The organism is Oceanicoccus sp. KOV_DT_Chl (assembly GCF_900120175.1).
Taxonomy (GTDB): domain Bacteria; phylum Pseudomonadota; class Gammaproteobacteria; order Pseudomonadales; family Dasaniaceae; genus Oceanicoccus.
In genome coordinates this window covers 1,575,804-1,597,850 of the sequence record NZ_FQLF01000002.1, presented here as the reverse complement: position 1 = coordinate 1,597,850, position 22,047 = coordinate 1,575,804, and the positions used below count along the sequence as shown (strand labels likewise).

21 protein-coding genes are annotated in these 22,047 nt (G+C 44.2%); 20 read left to right on the top strand and 1 reads right to left on the bottom strand.

Annotated features, from left to right (window positions below):
* Window positions 1-31: 31 nt before the first annotated feature.
* Genes UNITIG_RS24295 through UNITIG_RS11155 form a run of 17 tightly spaced genes read left to right on the top strand, consistent with a single transcriptional unit; the run spans window position 32 to window position 16,476 of the window.
* Window positions 32-1,069, top strand: a complete 1,038-nt coding sequence (locus UNITIG_RS24295; RefSeq protein ID WP_235015356.1) for a hypothetical protein — start codon at window positions 32-34, stop codon at window positions 1,067-1,069.
* Window positions 1,057-2,955: a bifunctional [glutamate--ammonia ligase]-adenylyl-L-tyrosine phosphorylase/[glutamate--ammonia-ligase] adenylyltransferase gene (glnE, locus tag UNITIG_RS24290; protein WP_369809195.1), complete on the top strand. Its 1,899-nt coding sequence runs from the start codon at window positions 1,057-1,059 to the stop codon at window positions 2,953-2,955. The genes UNITIG_RS24295 and glnE overlap by 13 nt, the downstream gene beginning before the upstream one ends.
* A gap of 54 nt (window positions 2,956-3,009) precedes the next feature.
* Window positions 3,010-3,939 carry a branched-chain amino acid transaminase gene (locus UNITIG_RS11220; RefSeq protein ID WP_101758463.1) on the top strand — a complete coding sequence of 310 codons (930 nt, stop codon included), beginning with the start codon at window positions 3,010-3,012 and terminating at the stop codon, window positions 3,937-3,939.
* A gap of 12 nt (window positions 3,940-3,951) precedes the next feature.
* Window positions 3,952-4,989: a lipopolysaccharide heptosyltransferase II gene (gene waaF / locus UNITIG_RS11215; RefSeq protein WP_101758462.1), complete on the top strand. Its 1,038-nt coding sequence runs from the start codon at window positions 3,952-3,954 to the stop codon at window positions 4,987-4,989.
* A 16-nt stretch (window positions 4,990-5,005) separates the two neighbouring features.
* Entirely contained in the window at window positions 5,006-6,151 is a 1,146-nt protein-coding gene (locus UNITIG_RS11210) for a glycosyltransferase family 4 protein (protein ID WP_101758461.1), read from the top strand.
* Window positions 6,148-6,966 (top strand): lipopolysaccharide core heptose(I) kinase RfaP, encoded by an 819-nt coding sequence (gene rfaP / locus UNITIG_RS11205; protein ID WP_101758460.1) that lies wholly within the window; start codon window positions 6,148-6,150, stop codon window positions 6,964-6,966. The genes UNITIG_RS11210 and rfaP overlap by 4 nt, the downstream gene beginning before the upstream one ends.
* On the top strand, window positions 6,966-7,790 hold the full coding sequence (locus tag UNITIG_RS11200) for a hypothetical protein (protein WP_101758459.1): 825 nt from the start codon (window positions 6,966-6,968) through the stop codon (window positions 7,788-7,790). Before rfaP ends, UNITIG_RS11200 begins: the two co-directional genes overlap by 1 nt.
* Before the next feature lie 4 nt (window positions 7,791-7,794).
* Complete coding sequence (locus UNITIG_RS11195) at window positions 7,795-8,841, top strand: polysialyltransferase family glycosyltransferase (RefSeq protein WP_101758458.1); 1,047 nt, start codon at window positions 7,795-7,797, stop codon at window positions 8,839-8,841.
* 41 nt (window positions 8,842-8,882) lie between these two features.
* Window positions 8,883-9,869, top strand: a complete 987-nt coding sequence (locus UNITIG_RS11190) for an NAD-dependent 4,6-dehydratase LegB (RefSeq protein WP_101758457.1) — start codon at window positions 8,883-8,885, stop codon at window positions 9,867-9,869.
* A complete protein-coding gene (locus UNITIG_RS11185) occupies window positions 9,862-11,004 on the top strand; it encodes a LegC family aminotransferase (RefSeq protein ID WP_101758456.1) in 1,143 nt (380 codons plus the stop codon). The genes UNITIG_RS11190 and UNITIG_RS11185 overlap by 8 nt, the downstream gene beginning before the upstream one ends.
* A gap of 32 nt (window positions 11,005-11,036) precedes the next feature.
* Window positions 11,037-12,215: a UDP-N-acetylglucosamine 2-epimerase gene (neuC, locus tag UNITIG_RS11180; protein WP_101758455.1), complete on the top strand. Its 1,179-nt coding sequence runs from the start codon at window positions 11,037-11,039 to the stop codon at window positions 12,213-12,215.
* Window positions 12,212-13,300, top strand: a complete 1,089-nt coding sequence (gene neuB / locus UNITIG_RS11175; protein WP_101758454.1) for an N-acetylneuraminate synthase — start codon at window positions 12,212-12,214, stop codon at window positions 13,298-13,300. Before neuC ends, neuB begins: the two co-directional genes overlap by 4 nt.
* On the top strand, window positions 13,293-13,961 hold the full coding sequence (locus UNITIG_RS11170; RefSeq protein WP_101758453.1) for an acetyltransferase: 669 nt from the start codon (window positions 13,293-13,295) through the stop codon (window positions 13,959-13,961). The genes neuB and UNITIG_RS11170 overlap by 8 nt, the downstream gene beginning before the upstream one ends.
* Window positions 13,951-14,574: a sugar phosphate nucleotidyltransferase gene (locus tag UNITIG_RS25090; RefSeq protein WP_200821276.1), complete on the top strand. Its 624-nt coding sequence runs from the start codon at window positions 13,951-13,953 to the stop codon at window positions 14,572-14,574. The genes UNITIG_RS11170 and UNITIG_RS25090 overlap by 11 nt, the downstream gene beginning before the upstream one ends.
* 5 nt (window positions 14,575-14,579) lie before the next feature.
* A complete protein-coding gene (locus UNITIG_RS25085) occupies window positions 14,580-15,002 on the top strand; it encodes a sugar phosphate nucleotidyltransferase (RefSeq protein WP_200821275.1) in 423 nt (140 codons plus the stop codon).
* Complete coding sequence (locus tag UNITIG_RS11160) at window positions 14,999-15,694, top strand: cytidylyltransferase domain-containing protein (protein ID WP_101758452.1); 696 nt, start codon at window positions 14,999-15,001, stop codon at window positions 15,692-15,694. The genes UNITIG_RS25085 and UNITIG_RS11160 overlap by 4 nt, the downstream gene beginning before the upstream one ends.
* On the top strand, window positions 15,691-16,476 hold the full coding sequence (locus tag UNITIG_RS11155) for a lipopolysaccharide kinase InaA family protein (RefSeq protein WP_101758451.1): 786 nt from the start codon (window positions 15,691-15,693) through the stop codon (window positions 16,474-16,476). Before UNITIG_RS11160 ends, UNITIG_RS11155 begins: the two co-directional genes overlap by 4 nt.
* A 31-nt stretch (window positions 16,477-16,507) precedes the next feature.
* On the opposite strand, the gene UNITIG_RS11150 is transcribed toward UNITIG_RS11155, so the two are convergent.
* A complete protein-coding gene (locus tag UNITIG_RS11150; protein ID WP_101758450.1) occupies window positions 16,508-18,058 on the bottom strand; it encodes a hypothetical protein in 1,551 nt (516 codons plus the stop codon).
* 236 nt (window positions 18,059-18,294) lie between these two features.
* Between UNITIG_RS11150 and msbA the strand changes: the two genes are divergently transcribed.
* The 3 genes from msbA to rfbA are packed head-to-tail and all read left to right on the top strand — an operon-like array spanning window position 18,295 to window position 22,042.
* Entirely contained in the window at window positions 18,295-20,058 is a 1,764-nt protein-coding gene (gene msbA, locus UNITIG_RS11145; RefSeq protein ID WP_101758449.1) for a lipid A export permease/ATP-binding protein MsbA, read from the top strand.
* A gap of 26 nt (window positions 20,059-20,084) precedes the next feature.
* Window positions 20,085-21,155, top strand: a complete 1,071-nt coding sequence (gene rfbB, locus UNITIG_RS11140; RefSeq protein WP_101758448.1) for a dTDP-glucose 4,6-dehydratase — start codon at window positions 20,085-20,087, stop codon at window positions 21,153-21,155.
* Window positions 21,155-22,042 (top strand): glucose-1-phosphate thymidylyltransferase RfbA, encoded by an 888-nt coding sequence (gene rfbA, locus UNITIG_RS11135; protein ID WP_101758447.1) that lies wholly within the window; start codon window positions 21,155-21,157, stop codon window positions 22,040-22,042. The genes rfbB and rfbA overlap by 1 nt, the downstream gene beginning before the upstream one ends.
* Window positions 22,043-22,047: the final 5 nt, after the last annotated feature.

Sequence of the window (22,047 nt, the reverse complement as noted above, 5' to 3'; positions counted from 1 at the left end):
CAAAAGACAAATGATAATAAAGAAGCTATCTATGTTGCTGCTTTCGCCAACTACTATGACTGTCCAGCAGACCGCTGAGCTAGAAAAATATCGGCAGCAATTTATTGAGCGAAATGCAGATTATGCCGACTGGCTGACACAATGTTTGCAAGAAAAAATATTTGCTGATCAACTTTGCCGCACTTGGTTAGGTAGCCAGTTTGCCGCTGATTTGTGTATACGTCAGCCGGCAATGTTCAAACAGCTGGTGGAGTCACAGCAGCTACACCAAATCTATAATGAGAGCACAATCCATTCGCAACTGGCTGAACTTCTGGTCAATGTAGAAACCGCCGAGCAATTGGATCAGGTGTTGCGACACCACCGCAACCGGGAACAGTTACGTGTTATTTGGCGAGACCTTAATCGACTGGCGTCACTGGAAGAAACCACCAAAGATATCTCTTCACTAGCAGAAGCCAGTATTCAACAGGCGCTGGATTTTCATCATCAACAATTATGTCAGCGCTATGGTACCCCTACCGCGAAAAAAAGCGGTCAGGTTCGCGAGCAAAAATTGTTGGTATTGGGGATGGGAAAGTTGGGCGCCTGGGAATTAAACCTGTCCTCTGACATTGATTTAATTTTTTGTTATCCCCACAGTGGTGAAACACAGGGCGTTGAAAAACCGTTAACCAATAGTGAGTTTTTTACCCGGTTGGCGCGAAAATTAATTCAATCAATTGATCAACAAACTGCCGACGGTTTTGTCTTTCGTGTTGATATGCGTTTACGCCCTTACGGAGAAAGCGGAGCGTTAGTATTGAGCTTTTCGGCGCTGGAGGAATATTATCAAGACCAGGGTCGAGACTGGGAACGCTATGCAATGATCAAGGCACGAGTGGTAGCTGGCGAAACTGATCAGGGTGAAAAGCTAATGGCCTTGCTGCGGCCTTTCACCTACCGACGTTATATAGATTTTTCTGCTGTAGATTCTTTGCGTTCAATGAAAAAAATGATTCGCAAGGAAGTACAGCGCAGGCATTTGCACAATGATGTCAAGCTGGGGGCGGGGGTATTCGGGAAATAGAATTTATCGCCCAGTGCTTCCAGTTAATTCGGGGCGGTCGTGAGATTGCCTTGCAGCAGCGACGAGTACAAAAAGTGCTGGATACCTTAGCGGCAGAAAACTATATGCCTGCTGAGGCTATTAAAGAGTTACAGCAAGCGTATGTTTTTTTGCGTAATACCGAGCATGCGATTCAAGTGTATAGAGATCAGCAAACTCAAGAGCTACCTAGTGAATCTTTGCCGCAATCTATTTTAGCCTGGGTGATGGGTTATACCTGCTGGCAGGATTTTTCCGCGGCATTACAGCAGCATCGGGATCAAGTGGATTTTCATTTTCGGCAATTAATCGCTGCCGAGGATGAGCAAGAGGCGGCTGATAAGTCTAACGGCAAGTGGCAGGCATTGTGGTTGGGGGAGCTGGAGTCAGCGGATGCGATTGAAACTCTAGAGGCTGGCGGGCACGAAGCGGCAGATGATGTGCTTAAACGGTTACAACATATACGCCAACAACCCGCGGTGGTGCGGATGCAGGCAGTGGCGCGCGAGCGACTGGATGACTTGATACCGATGCTATTGCAGGCCTTAACCGATAGTGAGGTAACGAGCGCCATGCCCTCAGCGGCGTTGTTGCGGATCCTGCCATTAATAGAAGCTGTGCTGCGCCGCACGGCCTATTTATTGTTGTTGGTCGAGAACCCCGGTGCATTGCGACAGCTGATTATTCTCTGTGCTGCTAGTCCCTGGATTGCTACGCAGTTAGCCAAGCACCCGGTGTTATTGGACGAACTGTTGGATACCCGCACCTTATATCAAGTGCCAGATAAGCAGGCGTTACGTGATCAACTTTATCAGGAGATGTTGCGCTTACCGGCAGACGATTTGGAAGCGCAGATGGAGGGCTTGCGCTATTTTAAAATGGCGCATCAATTACATGTTTCAGCCGCTGAAGTGACCGCCAAGCTGCCGTTGATGAAAGTCAGTGATTACCTAACGATCATTGCCGAGGTGATTCTGGAGCGGGTGTTGGAGCTTGCGTGGCAGGATTTAACCAGTCGTCATGGCTTTCCGCAAAAAACCGCCGGCGTGCCCTGTGATAAAGATTTTATTGTGCTGGGCTACGGTAAAATGGGCGGCATCGAGCTAGGCCATGGCTCCGATCTGGATTTGGTGTTCATCCATAATGCTGGCGCTAACCTGGCTACCGATGGCGCGCGCTCCGTCGACAACGGCATGTTTTTCGCCCGGCTTGGGCAGCGCATGATCCATATTCTGACCGCACAAACCCCTTCGGGGATGCTCTACGAAGTCGATATGCGGCTGCGCCCGTCGGGAAATTCCGGTTTGTTAGTGTCCTCTTTACAGGCGTTTGAAAATTATCAGCGCACCCAAGCGTGGACCTGGGAGCAGCAGGCGTTAGTGCGCGCCAGAGTCGTGGCTGGTGATGTTGCCTTGGCTGAGTCTTTTCAAAGACTGCGTTGTGATTTGCTGTGCCAGCCCCGTGACGAGGTGGCGTTGAAGGCAGAAGTAGTGACGATGCGCCAAAAAATGCGCGATCACCTATTGCCGAAAGATTTGGAGCTGGCAGAGCCACCAATTTTTCACCTTAAACATGGAACGGGAGCTATCGTTGACATCGAATTTATGGTGCAATACGCGGTTCTTGCTTGGTCACACCAATACCCAGCTTTGGCGGTCTACACGGATAACATCCGAATACTGGAAGCCCTCAATAGCGCAGGGCTATTCAATGCAGCTGAAACAGAGGCATTAATAGATGCGTATAAGGCCTACCGCGCTCATGTGCATCGGTTGAGCTTATTACAACGGCCCTGCGAAGTGCCGCTGGCTGAATTCGAGCAACATCGCAGTGCGGTAATAAGTAAGTGGTTAGATTTAATGTACTGATAGCCTGGCTGTCGGCACTAATTAACAGTGTTAGAGAAGATTGAGGAGTTTGATATGTCCATGGCCGACCGTGATGGTCTTATTTGGTACGACGGTGAAATGGTTCCCTGGCGCGATGCGCAGACCCATGTACTCACCCACACCTTGCATTATGGCATGGGCGTTTTTGAAGGGGTGCGAGCCTACGAAACTGAAAAAAACGGCACCTGTATTTTTAAATTAGAAGAGCATACCAGTCGCTTGTTCCGCAGCGCCCATATTTTGATGATGGATATGCCGTTTAATCATCAACAGATAATCGAAGCGCAAAAAGCAGTCGTGCGCGAAAATAATTTAAAGGAAGCCTACCTGCGCCCCATGTGTTTTTATGGTTCGGAAGGTATGGGTTTGCGGGCTGATAATTTGAAAGTGCATGTGATCGTTGCCGCGTGGGAATGGCCGTCTTATATGTCGCCCGACGCGAAAGAGCACGGTATTAAAGTGCGCACCTCGTCGTACACCCGTCATCATGTCAACATCACCATGTGTAAAGCCAAGGCCAATGGTAACTATATGAATTCCATGCTGGCCTTAAAGGAAGCTTTGGATTGTGGTTGCGATGAAGCCCTGCTGTTAGATAATGAGGGTTACGTGGCTGAAGGCAGTGGTGAAAACTTTTTTATGGTGCGCGATAACATTATGTACACCCCTGAGTTAACCAGTTGTCTTGATGGTATTACTCGCGCCACGATTTTTGCGCTGGCGGCCGAACTGGGTTATAGCATTCGGGAAAAGCGGATTACTCGCGATGAAGTCTACGTTGCCGATGAAGCATTCTTCACGGGCACCGCTGCGGAAGTGTTACCAATCCGTGAGTTGGACGGCCGTAAAATAGGTTCCGGGGACCGTGGTCCTCTGACTGAAAAATTACAAACAATGTACTTTAATGCGGTAAAAGGTCGTGATGACAATCATCTTGACTGGTTGGCGCCGGTAGCGAAGTAGTCTGGCTATCTAATGGCCTTAGCTGCAAAAAAAATTCTTATCGTCGGCCCGTCCTGGGTCGGCGATATGGTGATGGCACAGTCCCTATTTATTGTGCTTAAACAAAAAAATCCTGATTGTATTATTGATGTATTAGCCCCTGCCTGGAGTTTACCTATTCTGGAGCGCATGCCAGAAGTGAGAGCCGGTATTGCTATGCCTGTGGGGCACGGCAAGTTGCAATTAGGGATGCGCATGCAACTGGGTAAAACCTTGCAGCGCGAGCGCTATGATCAATCCATTGTACTGCCGAATTCATTAAAGTCTGCATTGGTGCCAATGTTTGCCGAAATCCCCGAACGCACCGGCTGGCGTGGCGAAATGCGCTATTTTTTACTTAATGACATCCGTTTGTTGATCAAAAGAAATTACCCATTAATGGTGCAGCGCTTTGTTGCATTGGCCTATCCGCCAGGGGCTGAATTGCCTAAGCAATTACCCTATCCAAAATTAGTTGTTAATCAGGACAACGTCCCGCAATTACTGCAGGCCAATAAACTGGGATCAGATCAACCTTTTCTTGCTTTATGTCCCGGCGCTGAATTTGGTCCAGCCAAACGCTGGCCGGAGGCGCATTATGCTGCCGTCGCTGCAACCTACATTCAGCGTGGTTGGCAGGTGGCAATATTTGGCTCAGCGAATGACCACGCTGTGGCAGAAAGTATTAAAGCGGCGCTGCCTTTGGAGCAGCGGCCAGCGTGTATAAATTTAGCGGGACAAACGGCACTATCAGAAGCAGTCGATATTTTATCCATGGCTGCTGCAGTGGTGAGTAATGATTCCGGTTTGATGCATGTGGCCGCAGCATTGCAGCGGCCAATGGTGGTTGTTTATGGCTCAACCTCGCCTGAATTTACTCCCCCTTTGGGCGATAATGTAGCCGTTGTGCAGTTGTCAGTAGATTGCGGTCCATGCTTTAAGCGAGAGTGCCCTTTAACCGAAAATGCGATGAAATGTTTACGTGAATTAAAACCTGAGCAGGTGATTCAATCTTTAGATTCCTTGTGCTGAGCTAATAGGCGATTCAATGCAGCTAGCTTTTTGCTTGTTTAAATATTTCCCTTACGGTGGCCTGGAGCGGGATTTTATGCGCTTTTTGCAAGAGGCTATAGCGCGAGGCCATCAGTGTCGGGTTTACTGTATCAAGTGGCAGGGTCAAATTCCGGATGGCGTGGATGTCCGTTTTGTTCCGATTAAGGCATTAAGTAATCATCGTCGCAATGAAAAATTTGCAGCTTATGCTAACGATGATATTAAGCGCGACCCTGTTGATGTGGTGTTTGGTTTTAATAAAATGCCGGGCTTGGATGTCTACTATGCCGCCGATTCATGTTATGAAGATAAAGCGCAAAAAAATCGAAGTTGGTTGTATCGGCTAGGCGCGCGTTACCGTCATTTTTCAAAGGCTGAGCAGTCTATATTTAATCGCGGACAAAAAACCGATATTTTATTGATTTCTGAAACAGAGAAAAATAAATTTATCGAACATTACGATACTGAGCCGGATCGAATGTTTATGTTGCCACCGGGAATTAGCCGTGACCGGTGTGCGCCGGATAACTCGACCGAGATACGCGCCGATTTTCGTTGCGAGTTTAACTTGGACGATGATGATAAGTTGATGTTGTTTATTGGCTCTGGCTTTATTAAAAAAGGGCTGGATAGAGTCATTAAAAGTTTGGCATCACTACCTGCTGAAAAACTAGCAAAAACGCAGCTCTATATTCTTGGTCAGGATAAAGAAAAAAATTATCGGGCGTTGGCTAAAAAATTAAATGTCGCAGATAAAGTTAAATTTTTTAACGGTCGCGATGATGTGCCGCGGTTCCTGTTGGCCGCTGATATCCTGGTACATCCGGCACTAGACGAAGCCGCAGGAATTGTCTTGTTAGAGGCGGTAGTGGCAGGTTTGCCAGTATTGGTGACGGACGTCTGCGGTTATGCCCCACATATTGATAAGGCTGACTGTGGGGTTGTTTTATCAACTCCTTTCTCGCAACAAAATTTAAATCAGCAGTTGTTAGCTATCTACAATGATGAGCTAATGGGGCGTTGGCGTAAAAATGCTTTGAGCTATGCTAAAAATGCCGATCTATACAGCATGCATGCTACGGGTATTGATTGTGTGGAGCGTTGTTTTAATCGCTTACATCAATCGGGGGATGAGCGTTGAAACTTTTTTTGCGAGATGAGTTTAAACGACTCTGGCAAGGTAAAGACCCATTTTGCGAAGTGCAGAAAATTAAGGGTGATATTTATCGCAATAAAGAGGGGCGAACTACCTCGCAGGTTACTATTGCTGGACGTAGCTATTTTTTAAAAGTTCACACAGGAATAGGTTGGAATGAGATATTTAAAAATATAGTACAGTTTCGGTTACCGGTTATTGGCGCGAGTAATGAGTACTTGGCGGCAAAAAAATTAACCGATTTAGGGGTGTCGACGCTCACCACTGCCGCATTCGGTAAACGTGGCTGGAATCCAGCTAAACAGTTGTCATTTATTCTTACTGATGATTTAAATAATACCATTAGTTTGGAAGATTACTGCGCGGCGTGGCAGGAAGCCCCTCCTGAATATAAACATAGAATTGCCCTTGTTAGATTGTTGGCGAGCGTAAGCAGGACAATGCATAAGGCAGGTATTAATCATCGCGATTATTATATTTGCCATTTTTTACTTGAAAAAAACAATGCAGCGGAGCCAGATAACCCCAGGTGTTATTTGATTGATTTGCATCGTGCACAAATGAGGCGAGAAGTGCCTGAGCGTTGGGCGATAAAAGATATCGCCGGTTTGTATTTTTCGGCCATGAATATTGGTTTAACGAAGAGAGATTGCTTGCGATTTATGAAGATATACGGCGATGGCAACCTACGTCAGCTAGATACTGAATTTTGGAAAAAAGTTAATAGCGTGGCATTAAAGCTCTATCAAAAAGATCATGGTAAAGAATCGCCATGCTCGGATTGGTGGTTGACAGATTAATGTTGAATATACGTGTTATTCATCAGTCAGAGCCGTTAGCGGGCTTGCTATCAGCGCAGGGGGCTGAGTTTTTGCATAAGGTGTGGAGTGAGGCCTGTGTGATTAAGGATGACGGTAAGGTTGATGCGCGAAAGGCCGAGATAGGTGGAAGCCAATTTTTTATAAAGTGTTATCAGTTTAAATCAATTATATCGGCAATTTTATATCGGCTTGGCGGGCATAAATACAACAAGATGTTGGCGGCTGCGAACGCAATGGCCGCTGCAGATGTTCGCGTACCCAAACTTTATTGTGTGGTGTTTGATTGGAGCGCATCGTGTTTATATACCATCAATGCTTATGAAGCAGGTGGCCGGGATTTACGCTACTTAATTGGCTCCACACTTAATGAGGAGTTTAAAAAAGCTAACTTGGCTGAAAAGCTGGCGTCTCTCTTGGCTGGACTTCATATGACAGCAGGTGTTCTGCATGGTGATTTTAAGTGGGCCAATATTTTATATGATCACGTGGGGCAAGATGTCCTGTTGGTGGATATTGACGGGGCTAGAAAGCAGCGGGTAAATAGCTCTAATTTTTATCGGGATGTTGCGCGCTTTGTCATTGATTGCGAAGAAGCGGGTTTAGCCGCGGAGCTTACCGATTTAGTCGTAAGCCTTTATGCAAATAAAGTGGGGCGTACAGTTGATGAGGTTAAGGCTGGTATGAGTCGTTATTATGCGAAAATAAAGAGTAGGCATAATAAATCCTATGGTGAAGGATTTATGTTAGCTAATCCGCAAGTGGATTCAGGGGGATTTCAAAGTAAGCCTGGTAAGAGGTCGTAAACTTATGGATGAAAATAACGCCCAACTTGTGCGCTTGTTTTTTGTTAAGACAGAATTAGAACGAGTCGTTGCCGATATGATTGCAGGTTCTTTCAATGATGATGCGACGTGTTTGTTGTTTGCCTATAAGGAAAGGTTGCTCGGCTCATATCTATGGGGCGGATGGTCGCAAAAAAAATATTTAGCTTTAACAGATATCAAGGGCCTATTTTCCGGGCAGCGAGTGGCGCTTTCTCACTTATCTGAGATTGAGAGTTCTATCAAGATTGTTGGTGATGAAATTAAAGATATAGAAATATATTTGTCCCGACTAAAGAATAATAACAGCAATTATTCGATACGGTATTTGCAGAAAAGATACGGGGAATTCAATGTTGGAGTATGTATTATTCCCCATGGAGCCTCCAGTTTTTACCGTGGAATATTGACGCCTAAAGAGCTGAAAAAGATTAAGAGTAAGAATAATATTCTGGTGAGGACATTGTTTCCGAAGTTGGAATATTTTGAATTCTCAGGTGAGCGCTATGGTGCTGATACCGATGTGGTTAAAAGAATCTATACTTTTCCTGGCCATGTCCTGGATCACCCAAAAGCTGAGTTTATTGATATTTCCAGTTTTAGACGGGACTCGGGAGCTGGAGCTGAAAGCAATGATGCGCTAATCGTAGGTCAGCCGGTTTATATGCGTCAAAGGTTGACACCGGATCAGGTTGAAAAAATTAACCTACGCATTAGTCAGCTTTTAAAAGAACGAGGTTGTGGGAAGGTGTATTTTCTTCCCCATCCAAGAGAAGATGGTTCAATGTGTTTCTTTCAACCAGGGTTTGAGTTGATAAAGGTCGCAGAGCCATTGGAGTTAATGTTATTAAACCGGGCGTTTAAAACCGTTATATCAAGTTTTAGTACCGGTCTTTTTACCAGCCAGATTATTCTGGGAGATCATTGTCAAACCTATGCGGTAGGTATGAACCTGGTGAATGTAGATGAGGATGAACTGACACAATTACGCTCAGGCTTTGAGGGTGTTGGTGTTAATATGATTGATATCTAAGTTTGGCTACAAAGTAATATTTTTAATTTTATGGTGGGTTTATGAGCAATAGTGTTGTGTTAGTCACTGGGGCGGACGGGTTTATTGGTTCGCATTTAGTTGAAATGTTAGTTGCTCGAGGGCATAAGGTTAAAGCGCTTTCTCAATATAATTCGTTCAATAATTGGGGTTGGCTTGAGGATGTGTCGTGTCTCGCCGATATTGAAGTGCTAACAGGCGATGTCCGGGATCCGCATTACTGCAAGCATATTACCAAAGGTGTAGATATTGTTTATCACTTGGCCGCATTGATCGCTATACCGTACTCCTATGTTGCGCCGGAAAGTTATGTGTCGACCAATGTGATTGGGACTTTAAATATTTGTCAGGCGGCGCTTGATAATGGTGTCAGCCGAGTTATTCATACATCCACAAGCGAGGTGTATGGTACGGCTCAATATGTGCCAATTAATGAAGAGCACCCTTTACAACCGCAATCACCTTATAGCGCGTCAAAAATTGGTGCGGATGCGATGGCGATGAGCTTTTTTAATGCTTTTGATTTACCGTTAACCATTGCTCGGCCCTTTAATACTTATGGGCCACGGCAGTCAGCGCGAGCAGTTATTCCGACAATTATTACGCAAATAGCAAATGGAAAAAAAGAAATAGAATTAGGCGATGTCAGTCCGACGCGTGATTTCAACTACGTTGAAGATACCTGTCGGGGCTTCATAGAATTAGCTAATGCTGAAAGTGCTATTGGAAAAACTATCAATATTGGATCAAATTTTGAGATCACTGTGGGTGACACGCTTAATTTGATCAAAAAAATTATGGCGAGCGATGTCAAATTTATTACTGATGAAGATCGTATCCGCCCGGGTAAATCAGAGGTGTTTCGACTTTGGTGTGACAATTCCAAAATTCAGGAAATGACCGGATTTAAACCTCAGAACTCTATAGAAGACGGCTTGAAAAAAACGATTGACTGGTTTGTTCAGCCGGAGAACTTAGCCAAGTACAAGGTAGATTTATACAATGTCTAAAGACGTGTCGGCGTTTGTGCATAGCTTATATAAAACCAATAACTTTTTGCCGTTACATGAGCCTGTATTTTCAGGAAATGAAAAAAAATATGTGCTTGAAACAATTGATTCAACATTTGTTTCAAGTGTTGGCGAGTTTGTAGACCGCTTTGAGAAAATGTTTGCGGACTATGTTGGTGGGAAATATGCGGTGGCGACTGTCAACGGTACCGCAGCTTTGCATGTCTGTTTGTTGATGGCTGAAGTGGTCGCCAATGATGAGGTTATTACTCAGCCTCTAACGTTTGTGGCCACCTGTAATGCTATTAGTTATTGTGGTGCTATTCCGGTCTTTATAGATGTTGATCGGGATAGTATGGGCTTGTCAGCTGATAAGTTGGCTGAGTGGCTGGCGGCTAACGCAGAGATTCGTGGTAACGAGTGTTTTAATCGAAGGACTGGCCGAAGAATAAAGGCCTGTGTGCCAATGCATACTTTTGGTCATCCGGCGAGAATAGAAAAAATAAAAACGGTTTGCGATCAGTACGGAGTGGTTGTAGTGGAAGATGCTGCTGAGTCTCTGGGTAGTTTTGTAGGCGATAAGCATACCGGGGCTTTTTCTGAATTAGCGGCATTTAGCTTTAATGGTAATAAAACAATTACTACGGGGGGCGGTGGTATGCTAGTTACCGATAATGAAGCACTTGCAAAACGGGCTAAACATATTACGACTACAGCAAAGTTGAGTCACCCATATAAATATGTACATGATGAAGTGGCTTATAACTACCGGATGCCAAATTTAAATGCCGCTTTGGGCTGTGCTCAGATGGAGCAATTAGATGGATTCTTGGCAATAAAGCGTTCTATTGCTGAGCAATACAAGACGTTTTTTGAAAGCCGTGAAGAGAGCTTTGTTGTAGAAAGAGCTGGCACTAAGGCAAATTACTGGTTGAATGCGATAGTGGTTAATGAAGCTAAGCGGGATGAATTTATTGAACAAACCAATGCGCTTGGTGTAATGACAAGGCCAATTTGGGGGCTAATGAATCGCCTGCCGATGTTCAAGGCTTGTGAAAGCGGTGATCTTGGTAATGCTGAGTGGTTAGAGGCGAGGGTTGTAAATTTACCTAGTGGTGTGATTTCTCCCGCGTAAAGTTATTGCTGGAATGGCAAGGATAAGTATATATGTCTATACCTAAAATTTGTGTGGTTACCGGTACGCGAGCAGAGTATGGGCTGTTGTATGGCCTGATGAAAGGACTAGAAGAGTCCGGGAAATTTGAACTGCAAATTGTTGCTACCGCTACGCATTTATCACCGGAGTTTGGCCTTACCTATCGTGAAATTGAAGCGAATGGCTTTCATATCAATGAAAAAGTTGAAATGCTAGTGTCGGGTGATACGGCGGTGGCCATCAGTAAATCTATTGGGCTTGCGGTGTTAGGCTTTGCTGATGCTTTTGAGCGCTTAAAGCCGGATGCTGTGGTAGTGCTAGGTGACAGGTTTGAGATGTTGGCTGTGGCCCAGTGTGCAATGATTGCCAGAATACCACTGGCACACATACATGGTGGAGAAATAACGGAAGGGGCTGTTGATGAGTCTATTCGGCATGCCATTAGCAAAATGGCAAATATTCACTTTGTAGCGACACAGGAGTTTCGACAGCGAGTTATTCAAATGGGTGAGCAGCCGAGCAGGGTTTTTGTAAGCGGTGCCCCGGGGATTGATAATATAAAAAGGATGCCGTTACGGGATAAAGCAGATATCGAGAGAAGTATTGATTTTGTTTTAGGTGAAGTCAATTTTTTAGTGACCTATCATCCGGTCACATTATCCGTTGATGCTATGGATTTTGATTTGAGTGATTTTTTCCTGGCCTTGGATAACTACCCAAATGCCAAAATTATTATTACTTATCCTAACTCCGATGCGGACGGACGGCGTTTAATTGAGCAATTGAATGTCTATGCTGAAAGAAACAAAGGAAGGGTTTTATTGACGCAGTCCCTGGGTTTTATGAATTACCTGGGGGTATTGCCCTATATTGATTGTGTGATTGGTAACTCTTCCAGTGGCTTGTTGGAGGTGCCTTCATTTGCTGTACCTACAGTGAATATAGGTGATAGGCAGAAAGGTCGAGTGCAGGCTGCCTCCGTGATAAATTGCGGCTTATCCAAGTCATCAATAATTACGGGAATCGATAAAGCTTTATCCAGAGAGTTTAAAGAGAGCATTCAAGGAGTGGTTAATCCCTATGGCGATGGCTGTGCTGCGGAAACTATTCTTGCTATTTTTGAAGGACTTGATTTTCCATCACTGATCAGAAAACCTTTTTATGATTTAGACGCGAAGGTGGATGTATGAGCGCGGTTTATATAATTGCGGAAGCAGGGGTTAATCATAATGGGGATGCTGATCTAGCCTTTAAGCTGATAGATGTAGCTGTCGATGCTGGTGTTGATGCGGTAAAGTTTCAGACGTTCAAAGCGTCAAATTTGGTATCTCATACGGCAGAAAAAGCCGGCTATCAAAAAGCCAATACTGGTACAGACGAGAGCCAGCTACAAATGTTGCAGCGCTTGGAATTGAGTTATGAAGTACATCATCAGCTTATTGAGTACTGCCATAATAAAGGGATAGACTTTTTATCAACAGCGTTTGATTTTGAAAGCTTGACGTTTTTATCTGAAGAATTAAAGCTAAAACAGTTAAAGATTCCCTCGGGTGAATTAACTAATGCGCCATTGGTATTAGCACATGCGCGCACCGGTTGCTCGTTAATTCTATCAACAGGTATGGCTACTTTGGCTGATATTGAATTAGCGCTGGGTGTTATCGCCTTTGGGATGTTAAACCCGGAACAAGTGGAGGGTGAAAAATTAACTGCGGAGTGTTTTTCTCAAGCGTATTATTCCGCTGCCGGGAGAAAATGTTTGCGAGAGCGAGTGACATTATTACATTGTACGACCGAATACCCTGCGCCTCCTGAGGATATTAATCTTAAAGCGATGGACACCCTTTCGCAGGCTTTTGATTTGCCTGTGGGTTACTCTGATCATAGCCAGGGTATCTGTGTTGCTGTGGCTGCCGTTGCCCGCGGCGCGAAAGTGATAGAAAAACATTTCACGCTTGATAAAACGATGGCAGGGCCAGATCATCAATCCTCATTGGAGCCAGATGAGCTAAAGGATATGCAGCGATCAATACGCGTTGTTGAGCAAGCCCTCGGTGACGGTATTAAGGGGCCCAGGCCCTCTGAGATAGAAAACATGAATGTAGCTCGTAAAAGTTTGGTAGCTGCGAAGAATATTTGTGTTGGGGATATTTATACTGCAGACAATTTGGCCATTAAGCGACCGGGAGGTGGTTTGGCGCCAATAAATTATTGGAAGTTACTGGGCGGGCCTGCAAAAAAAGCGTGTAAAGCCGGGGAGCTAATCAGTGACTAAGCCAGAAGCTAAACCGATAATCGTTCTTGGCGGCGGCGGACACGCATCAGTTTTGATTGATATTTTGCAGCAACAAGGGCGCGCGCTTTTGGGTATTGCCGATGTTGGCTTAATGCAAGGTGAAGCGGGCCCTGCGGGGCTTATTGTTTTAGGTGGAGATGATTGTGTACTTGGGTATGAAAAAGATGAAGTTGAACTAGTGAATGGTATTGGCTCCATGCCCGGAAAAAATCAGCGACGACAAATATATCAGCGTTTTGTCGATTTGGGATATTCATTTTGCTCGGTTATCCATCCATCTGCGGTGGTTTCGCCCCGAGCGCATATTACTGCTGGCGTACAAATAATGGCGGCGGCAGTGGTTCAAGCCAATGCGTATATAGGACAAAATTCAATCATTAATACCAGGGTCTGCATTGATCATGACAGTGTCATTGGCGAGCACTGCCATGTCGCTCCCGGGGCTGTTTTGTGCGGTGGTGTAACAAGTGGAAATCAAGTACATATCGGGCCTGGCGCGACCATTATTCAAGGTGTAGCTATTGGTGATGAGGCTATCGTCGGTGCGGGTGCGGTGTTAACTAAAAATTTAGCAGCGCGGGCTATCCTTTATCCTGCGCGTGGTAGCGTAAAACAAATAGGTGCTGATAATGAGTCATGATTGGCGACAAACTTTACTGACCCCGGACTCAAGTATTGAGCATGCTATTAAAGTTATCGATCAGGAAGCTTTGAGAATTGCATTGGTTGTCAGTGAGCAGCAAAACTTATTAGGGACTATAACAGATGGAGATGTGCGCAGAGGGTTAATTAATCAATTGCCCTTAAGTGCTCCTGTCACAGAGATTATGAATACCACCCCAACGACTGTCGAGCTTGGAACAAGCCGGGCGCAAGTGTTGCAGTTGATGGAGAAGAAAAAACTGCTCTCGGTTCCAGTGGTGGACCAGAGTAGGCTGGTGGGGCTTGAAACCTTACAAGAGTTAATAGCGCGTCCGCGTTTCGATAACCCCGTTTTTTTGATGGCTGGTGGTTTTGGCACTCGCTTGCGACCGTTAACAGATGACTGTCCCAAGCCATTATTACGGGTGGGTGATCGCCCAATACTGGAAACAATACTGCTGAGCTTTGTTGATGCGGGTTTCCACAATTTTTATATTTCCACGCACTATATGCCAGAAATGATTAAGGCATACTTTGGTGATGGCTCTAAGTGGGGTGTTAGTATTTCTTATGTTTATGAAGATGCCCTCTTGGTACAGGTGGTGCGCTAGGCTTATTGCCCAAGTCATTACCCAACCTGCCAATTGTAATGATGAACGGTGATTTGTTGACCAAAGTTGATTATGTGCAGTTGCTTAATTATCACCAGGAACTGAAAGCAGTGGCTACGATGTGTGTACGGGAATATGAGTATCAAGTTCCTTATGGCGTAGTAGAGGGGAGTGGACATAAAATTACGGCGATGGTTGAAAAGCCCAGCTATAAATTTTTTGTGAATGCCGGTATTTATATTATTAATCGTGAACTGATTGATGAAGTCGAAGAAAATCAAATTATAGATATGCCCACTCTGCTTGAAAAGCAAATAGATAAGGGTGAGTTTGTGGCGCAGTTTCCTATTCATGAATACTGGTTGGACATTGGCAAGATGAATGATTTTGAGCGTGCGCAAAAAGATTTTATTAAAGGCTTTGAATGATTAACGGTAAAAGTATATTGGCTATTATTCCTGCTCGCGGTGGCAGTAAAGGTGTGCCGAAAAAAAATATCCTAAAGTTTAATGATAAGCCACTAATTGCTTGGGCAATAGAGGCTGCAAAAGCGTCTATATATATCGATAAAATTATTTTGTCATCTGATTGTGAAGAGATTATTGCTGTTGCTAAAGCCTATGGCTGCGATGTGCCGTTTAAGCGACCGGATGAATTGTCAACGGATAGCGCCAGTTCGGTTGAGGTAGTGAATCACGCTATTAAATCACTCGCTGAAAAATTTGATTACATTGTATTGCTGCAACCAACCTCGATTTTTCGTAGTACAGAAGATATCGATAATACAATTGCTTGTTGTGATGAAAGTAGTGTTTCGGCGTGTGTAAGTGTCGTCGAGTGTGAAAAACCACCGTATTGGATCTATCAGTTAGCGGATAACAAGCTTGTTCCCGTTATTAAGCAGGAAGAACAGTATTCGCGCAGACAGGACTGTCCACAAAGTTTTGAATTGAATGGTGCAGTTTATGTTATTAATACGCAGACTTTTATGCAACAAAAGAGTTTTTTCCCTGAAGACACCACCGCATACATAATGCCTAAAAATCGCTCGCTGGATATTGATACTGTTGATGACGTGGGCTGGGCAACATATCTATTATCAAATGGATCACTGGAATGATTAAGTGGTTGAGTAACTCAGTAAATGATCGCTCATCGATGGAAAAGGATATTGCAGAGCTCAATGAAGATGCTTTGCCAGCCGGCTGGCAGTGGGTTAACTGTTCAGTATTTGCCAGGGTGGCTCATAGCCAAGGCAGTAATAATGTTTTTTATAAACAATTCCTGCCTCGCAACTACATGGAAACGCCAAAGGCATGGTTTCGAGGGAGTCGTTGTGAACGGGCAATTAAGCAACTTAACGTGTTAAAGGATAATAATTTCCAATCACCAGAAGTGCTTTGTTGGGGTAGCTTGTCGGGTGGGCGTGAATTCATGGTTACCCAGGCTGTTGATGGTGTTGGTGTGGGTAGTTATTTGGCGAGCTATTTTCGAGGGGTATCAACACCTGCTTTATTGAAGGAAAAAAGAGAAATAATCAGTAGCTTGGGCGCTGAAGTGGGGCGCTTGCATCAAGCGGGGATTGTCCATGGTGACTTGCGGCCGAATAATGTATTGATTGAGAGGGATGGTTGCTCAATCGCTTTTCATTTCATTGATAATGAACGCAATAAGCAATATAGAAAAATACCGAAAAAGCTATTGATTAAAAATCTAGTACAAATTGGAATGCTAGCCGATATCGATTTGACCAATACCGATAGAGTGCGTTTTTTAAAGGCATATCAGCGTCAAATGTCGAGCTTCAATCAGGCTCTGGTCGCACCTATTTATCAGAAAACACGTGCAAGATTAGTGGGTAAAGATCCAGATAGTTTAGGGTCGCCTAATTTATCCAAATAAACTCCAAGGCGATATTTTCAGGATTATAAGGTCAAGAGTTTGGGGTGCCCTTAATCTTTTCTTTTATATCCTTATTTTTCAGTTTAAAAATCAGTACCGATTTCTTTGTTCCAGATTTTATTACTTGTAGTTTCTTTACGTTTCTACGCTCTGCCAGCTTTTCTAGTTGGCTGAGATTGCCTTTTGCTTCAACCGCATAAATGTAATCTTTCTTAAGCTTACCTTTAAGTATAGTCATGCTGGATTCTGAGGCGCCTCTATTATTTGCTTTTTCGGGGTTGCCAAAATAAGCAATATGCGAAACATTGGTAATAATAGGCAAGTTATCCGGATTGTTGTGTTGTATCCATTGCGCCGCGTCTTTGATATAGGTTTTTTTATAATTGGTATTATGAATTGTGTCCAAAAAGTAACAGGCAGCAATGATGTAAATAGCTATCTTTACTTTTTTGCCATGCTGAAGAAGTAAATGATTTACAATGAAAGGAATGAATAAAAGTAGAAAAACAGCAGAGTGAAAGCTATATCGCTCTAGTGAGAAGCGGCGAGATAATGTAAAAACCAATAGATAAAAGAGTGTGATTAAAAGTGCATTAATAATAACCCACTTCGCAGGCTTTGATATCGTTATGGCGTCATCTACGAAGAACATAGCGTAGATTAGCAGCGCAGTATAAATCGGTGTTAATACACTAAGGATGTTTATCAGCGAAATGCTGGAAAGCATAATGTAAGTTAATGATACGGCATCATCTTTTGCTGAATGGATCAGTGCAGTATCCGCTACTATTTTAGCGATGTTTGTAACTTCGGAGTGCAGTGATGTTAATAGCTTGATATAGGATTCGGCATCCTGGAATGGTTTTGTCTGGTTTAATATATCAGGAGATAGAGCTAGTGCTGTAACACTAATGAAAAATAGAATGAGTAATGGGGTTGCATAGAAGTGTAAACAGCCAACAAGATTTTTTTGCAGCGTTTTATTTGTACAAAGAAGCATGCTGAGTGGTGTTAATGCGCTAATAATAATGGCTTCAGGGCGTGCGAGAAATGATAACGCGGAATAGCTTGCCCATTTGATGATAGTTTTAAACGTGGGGTTTGAGTGGTAGCGAATAAGCTCAACCAGTGACAGTAACATGAAGCCTAAAAAAATGGGATCACGCATTAAAGTGGCGCGGTAGTTAGCATAAAGGGGCTGAAAGAGGATGACGAATAGCGCGATGTATTGTGTGCGTTGATTGCCCCCCATGGCTGCTACCAGCCTGACAAAAGCGTAGCTCAACAGAGTAAAGCCCAGGGTGGTTATTAGTTGAGCGCTAAACAGTAATGGTAGGCCGCTTATATCGCTGATAATAGCAAAGCAGATGGAGTAAAAAGGCCACGAGTAGCTCGCAAAGGCGCTACTCAGTCCTTCGGATAAATAATTTTGGGCGGTAATTAGATATAAGATGCCATCATTATTGATGGTAGGTGTGATAGCGATTAACCAGGCAGAAAGTAGGAGGTTAAGAATGACTATAGCTGAAAAGGATATCTGATAATTTTCATTCAGAAATAGCTTGTTTAACGGGTTGGTCATTATTTATACGGCTCTTGCTGCTGAGTCAATAGCGTTTTGTAAGTTTGGCTGTGTGAGTGAGAGCATATAGTAGCATGAGCTAATTCGTAACTTGAAGACTTGAATATTTTTACGCTGGAGAGTTGTTAGGTACGCTGGAGTCTGCGTGATACAAGCGCCATTATCTCGCTTTTTCAGGTATACTCTCGGCCAATTTATCCGTAATACCAGAGAAAAGAGAACACTGGTCGTACCATATGAATTCACATCTATCTCAAGCAGCCGCTTCAGCTAATACCGGCTGGAAAGTATATCGGCGCTTGCTTACCTATAGTGTCCGCTATTGGCATTTCTTTCTGGTAAGTCTATTGGGGTTTGTTGCCTACGCTGGGACCCAAACGGCGCTAGCACACTTGATGAAATATTTTGTCGATGGCTTGGGCGCCAAGGACGCCAAAATGATCACCGTTGTCCCTGCCGCGGTAATGGTAATCGCCGTGGTGAGGGGGTTAGGTTTTTTTTGCGGTAACTACTATATGACCAAAGTTGCGCTCAATATAGTCAATGATCTCCGTAAACAGATGTTTGACCATATGTTGGTGTTGCCAAGTGCTTATCATGATCAGCGTAATTCTGGTGAGCTGGTGTCGATGATTACGTATAACGTCAACCAGGTTACGAATGCGGCGACCAACGCTATTAAAGTATTGTTTCGTGAGGGGCTTACTGTTGTCGCATTATTGGTCTATCTGTTATATCAGAATTGGCAGCTGACCCTCTTGTTTCTATTGATCACTCCGGTTTTGGCTGGGCTGGTAGTGTATACCAGTAAAATCTTCCGCCGCATCAGTGGCAAAATGCAGGCTTCAATGGGTAAGGTCACCCATATATCTAACGAGGCGATACAGGGGTATCGCGTTGTTCGTAGTTATGGAGGAGAAGAGTACGAGCATCGACGATTTTTTCAAGCGAGTGATAAAAACACCGGTGAGGGTATCAAATTTGGTCGGGTGCAAGCAGTTCAAACTCCGGTCTTCCAGTTAATTTTGTCACTGGCCTTGGCGGCGCTGATGTATTTAGTACTGTATATGGCCATGGAGAGCTCAGTAACTGCAGGAGATTTGGTCGCTTATGTTGTTGCTGCGGGGATGGTGTCCAAGCCAGTTCGTCAATTAAGCGACGTGAATTCAATAATCCAACGTGGGATTGCAGCAGCAGACTCTATTTTTGGCTTGCTGGATACCCCGGCTGAAACTAATACCGGGTCGACAGTTGTAGACAGGGTAGATGGCCGGATTGAATTTCAGAATGTAAGTTTCGCATACGGTGTTGATGAGCCGGTGCTCCATGATATTAATTTAATTGTCCAACCTGGCGAGACGGTTGCATTGGTGGGTCGCTCTGGTAGTGGCAAATCAACGTTGGCCAGCTTGCTGCTGCGCTTCTATGAGGTAAGCTGCGGCAAAATACTCTTGGATAATGTAGAATTGCGCGATTTTGAAATTGGCTGCCTGCGTCGTCAGATTTCCCTGGTAAACCAACAAGTTACCTTGTTTAACGACACCATAGGCAGCAATATTGCCTATGGTCATTTGGCAGTAGTAGATGACGATACTATTTTAGCGGTGGCTGCTGATGCCAGTGCTATGGATTTTATTGATGCCCTGCCTGAGGGTATTGATACGTTGGTTGGTGAGGACGGCACTCGCTTATCGGGTGGTCAGCGTCAGCGTTTGTCTATTGCTCGGGCGTTATTAAAAGACGCACCTATTCTTGTTTTGGATGAGGCAACCTCTGCTTTGGACACCGAATCCGAGCGTAGTATTCAACAAGCATTGGATAAAGTTATGGAGGGGCGCACTACGATAGTGATAGCCCACCGTTTATCAACGATTGAAAATGCGGATCGAATAGTTGTTATGGATAAGGGGCGGATTGTTGAGCAGGGCAGCCATAAAGAGTTGTTGGCTCTGGCAGGGCATTATGCAAAATTACATTCCTTGCAGTTCCAGGATGACTAAAAGACATTTCTAGGGTAAACGGGTTGATGAAGATATTAGTGACGGGTGGCGCCGGGTTTATTGGTAGCGCAGTAATTAGACATATTATTGCGAATACTGATGATCATGTCATCAACGTGGATAAGTTAACATATGCTGGAAATTTGGCTTCTTTGGCCGAGGTTGAAAGCTCGGGTCGCTATCAATTTTTTCAACAGGATATTTGTGATTCTCAAGGAATGAATAATGTTATCTCTGAAACTCAGCCTGATGCCGTGATGCACCTGGCCGCTGAGTCCCACGTTGATCGTTCAATTGATGGCCCCGGTGAATTTATTCAGACCAATATCGTAGGCACCTATACGTTGCTGGAGGTAGTTAGAAACTATTGGCAGGATTTGGCTAATGAAAAGAAAGAAAATTTTCGCTTTCATCATATATCTACCGACGAGGTTTACGGTGACTTAGAGGATGATGGAAGTTTATTTCTGGAATCTACCCCTTATGCGCCGAGCTCACCTTATTCCGCATCAAAAGCTGGCTCTGATCATTTGGTGCGCGCTTGGCAACGGACATATGGGTTGCCAGTAATCATTACTAATTGCTCTAATAATTATGGCCCCTATCATTTTCCGGAGAAATTAATCCCGCATATTATATTAAATGCTTTAAATGGTGAGCCGTTACCTGTTTATGGTGATGGCCAACAGATTCGGGATTGGCTTTATGTGGAAGATCACGCGAAAGCTTTGCATCTTGTAGTTACCCGAGGTGGCGTTGGTGAAACCTACAACATTGGCGGTCATAACGAAAAGAAAAATATTGAAGTCGTAAATACTATTTGCAACATCCTGGAAGAGCTTGCGCCTTCTTCTAATAACTCGCATCTCGACTCTAGCTACTCCTCTCTAATCACTTTTGTAAAAGACCGTCCGGGGCATGACCAGCGTTATGCGATTGATGCTGGAAAAATTCAGCGTGAACTGGGTTGGTCGCCACAAGAGTCATTTGAGAGCGGTATTAGAAAAACAGTGCAATGGTATTTGGATCAGCCGCAGTGGTGGCAGCAAGTGTTAGATGGTAGTTATCGTTTAGCGCGTATTGGTGGGTGTGAGTGATGGTTACTGAGAGAAAGGGAATAGTATTAGCTGGCGGAACAGGCACAAGATTACATCCGCTGACTTTGGGTGTTAGTAAGCAGCTGATGCCGGTTTATGATAAGCCGATGATTTATTATCCAATAGCCACATTAATGCTGGCGGGAATACGTGAAATATTAATTATTACTACTCCTGAGGATGAGTCGCAATTTAAAAAAGTATTAGGTGACGGTTCTGATTGGGGAGTGAAATTTGACTATGTGGTTCAGCCTGCTCCAAATGGTTTGGCTCAGGCGTTTATTCTCGCCGAGGATTTTTTACAAGGCTCGCACTCCTGTTTGATTCTAGGGGATAATATTTTCTACGGACATGGTCTGGTCGATGTGATGAGGCGTGCGAATAAAGAACAGTCGGGAGCAACTGTTTTTGGTTATTGGGTAGATGATCCAGGTCGTTATGGGGTAGCTGAAATAGATAAAGCAGGTAATGTGCTTTCGATCGAAGAAAAACCTGACAAGCCAAAATCAAATTATGCAGTAACAGGTTTGTATTTTTATGATGAGCGTGTAGTTGAGTACGCCAAGTTATTAACACCATCGCCTCGCGGCGAGCTGGAAATTACCGATTTAAACAAAATATATTTAGCGGATGGTTTGTTGCGTTTGGAAGATCTTGGTAGAGGCAGCGCTTGGTTAGATACGGGTACTCATGATTCTCTTCTTGAAGCGGCAAATTATATTGAGACAATCAACAAGCGGCAGGGGCTGATGGTGTTGTGTCCTGAAGAAATTGCATATAACAATCAATGGATAGACACAGACAAGCTATTGCAGCTGGCTGAAAAATTTCAAAAAACCCATTACGGGAAATATCTAAGTCGCTTGCCAGAAATTAATAAGCGTTAGATAAA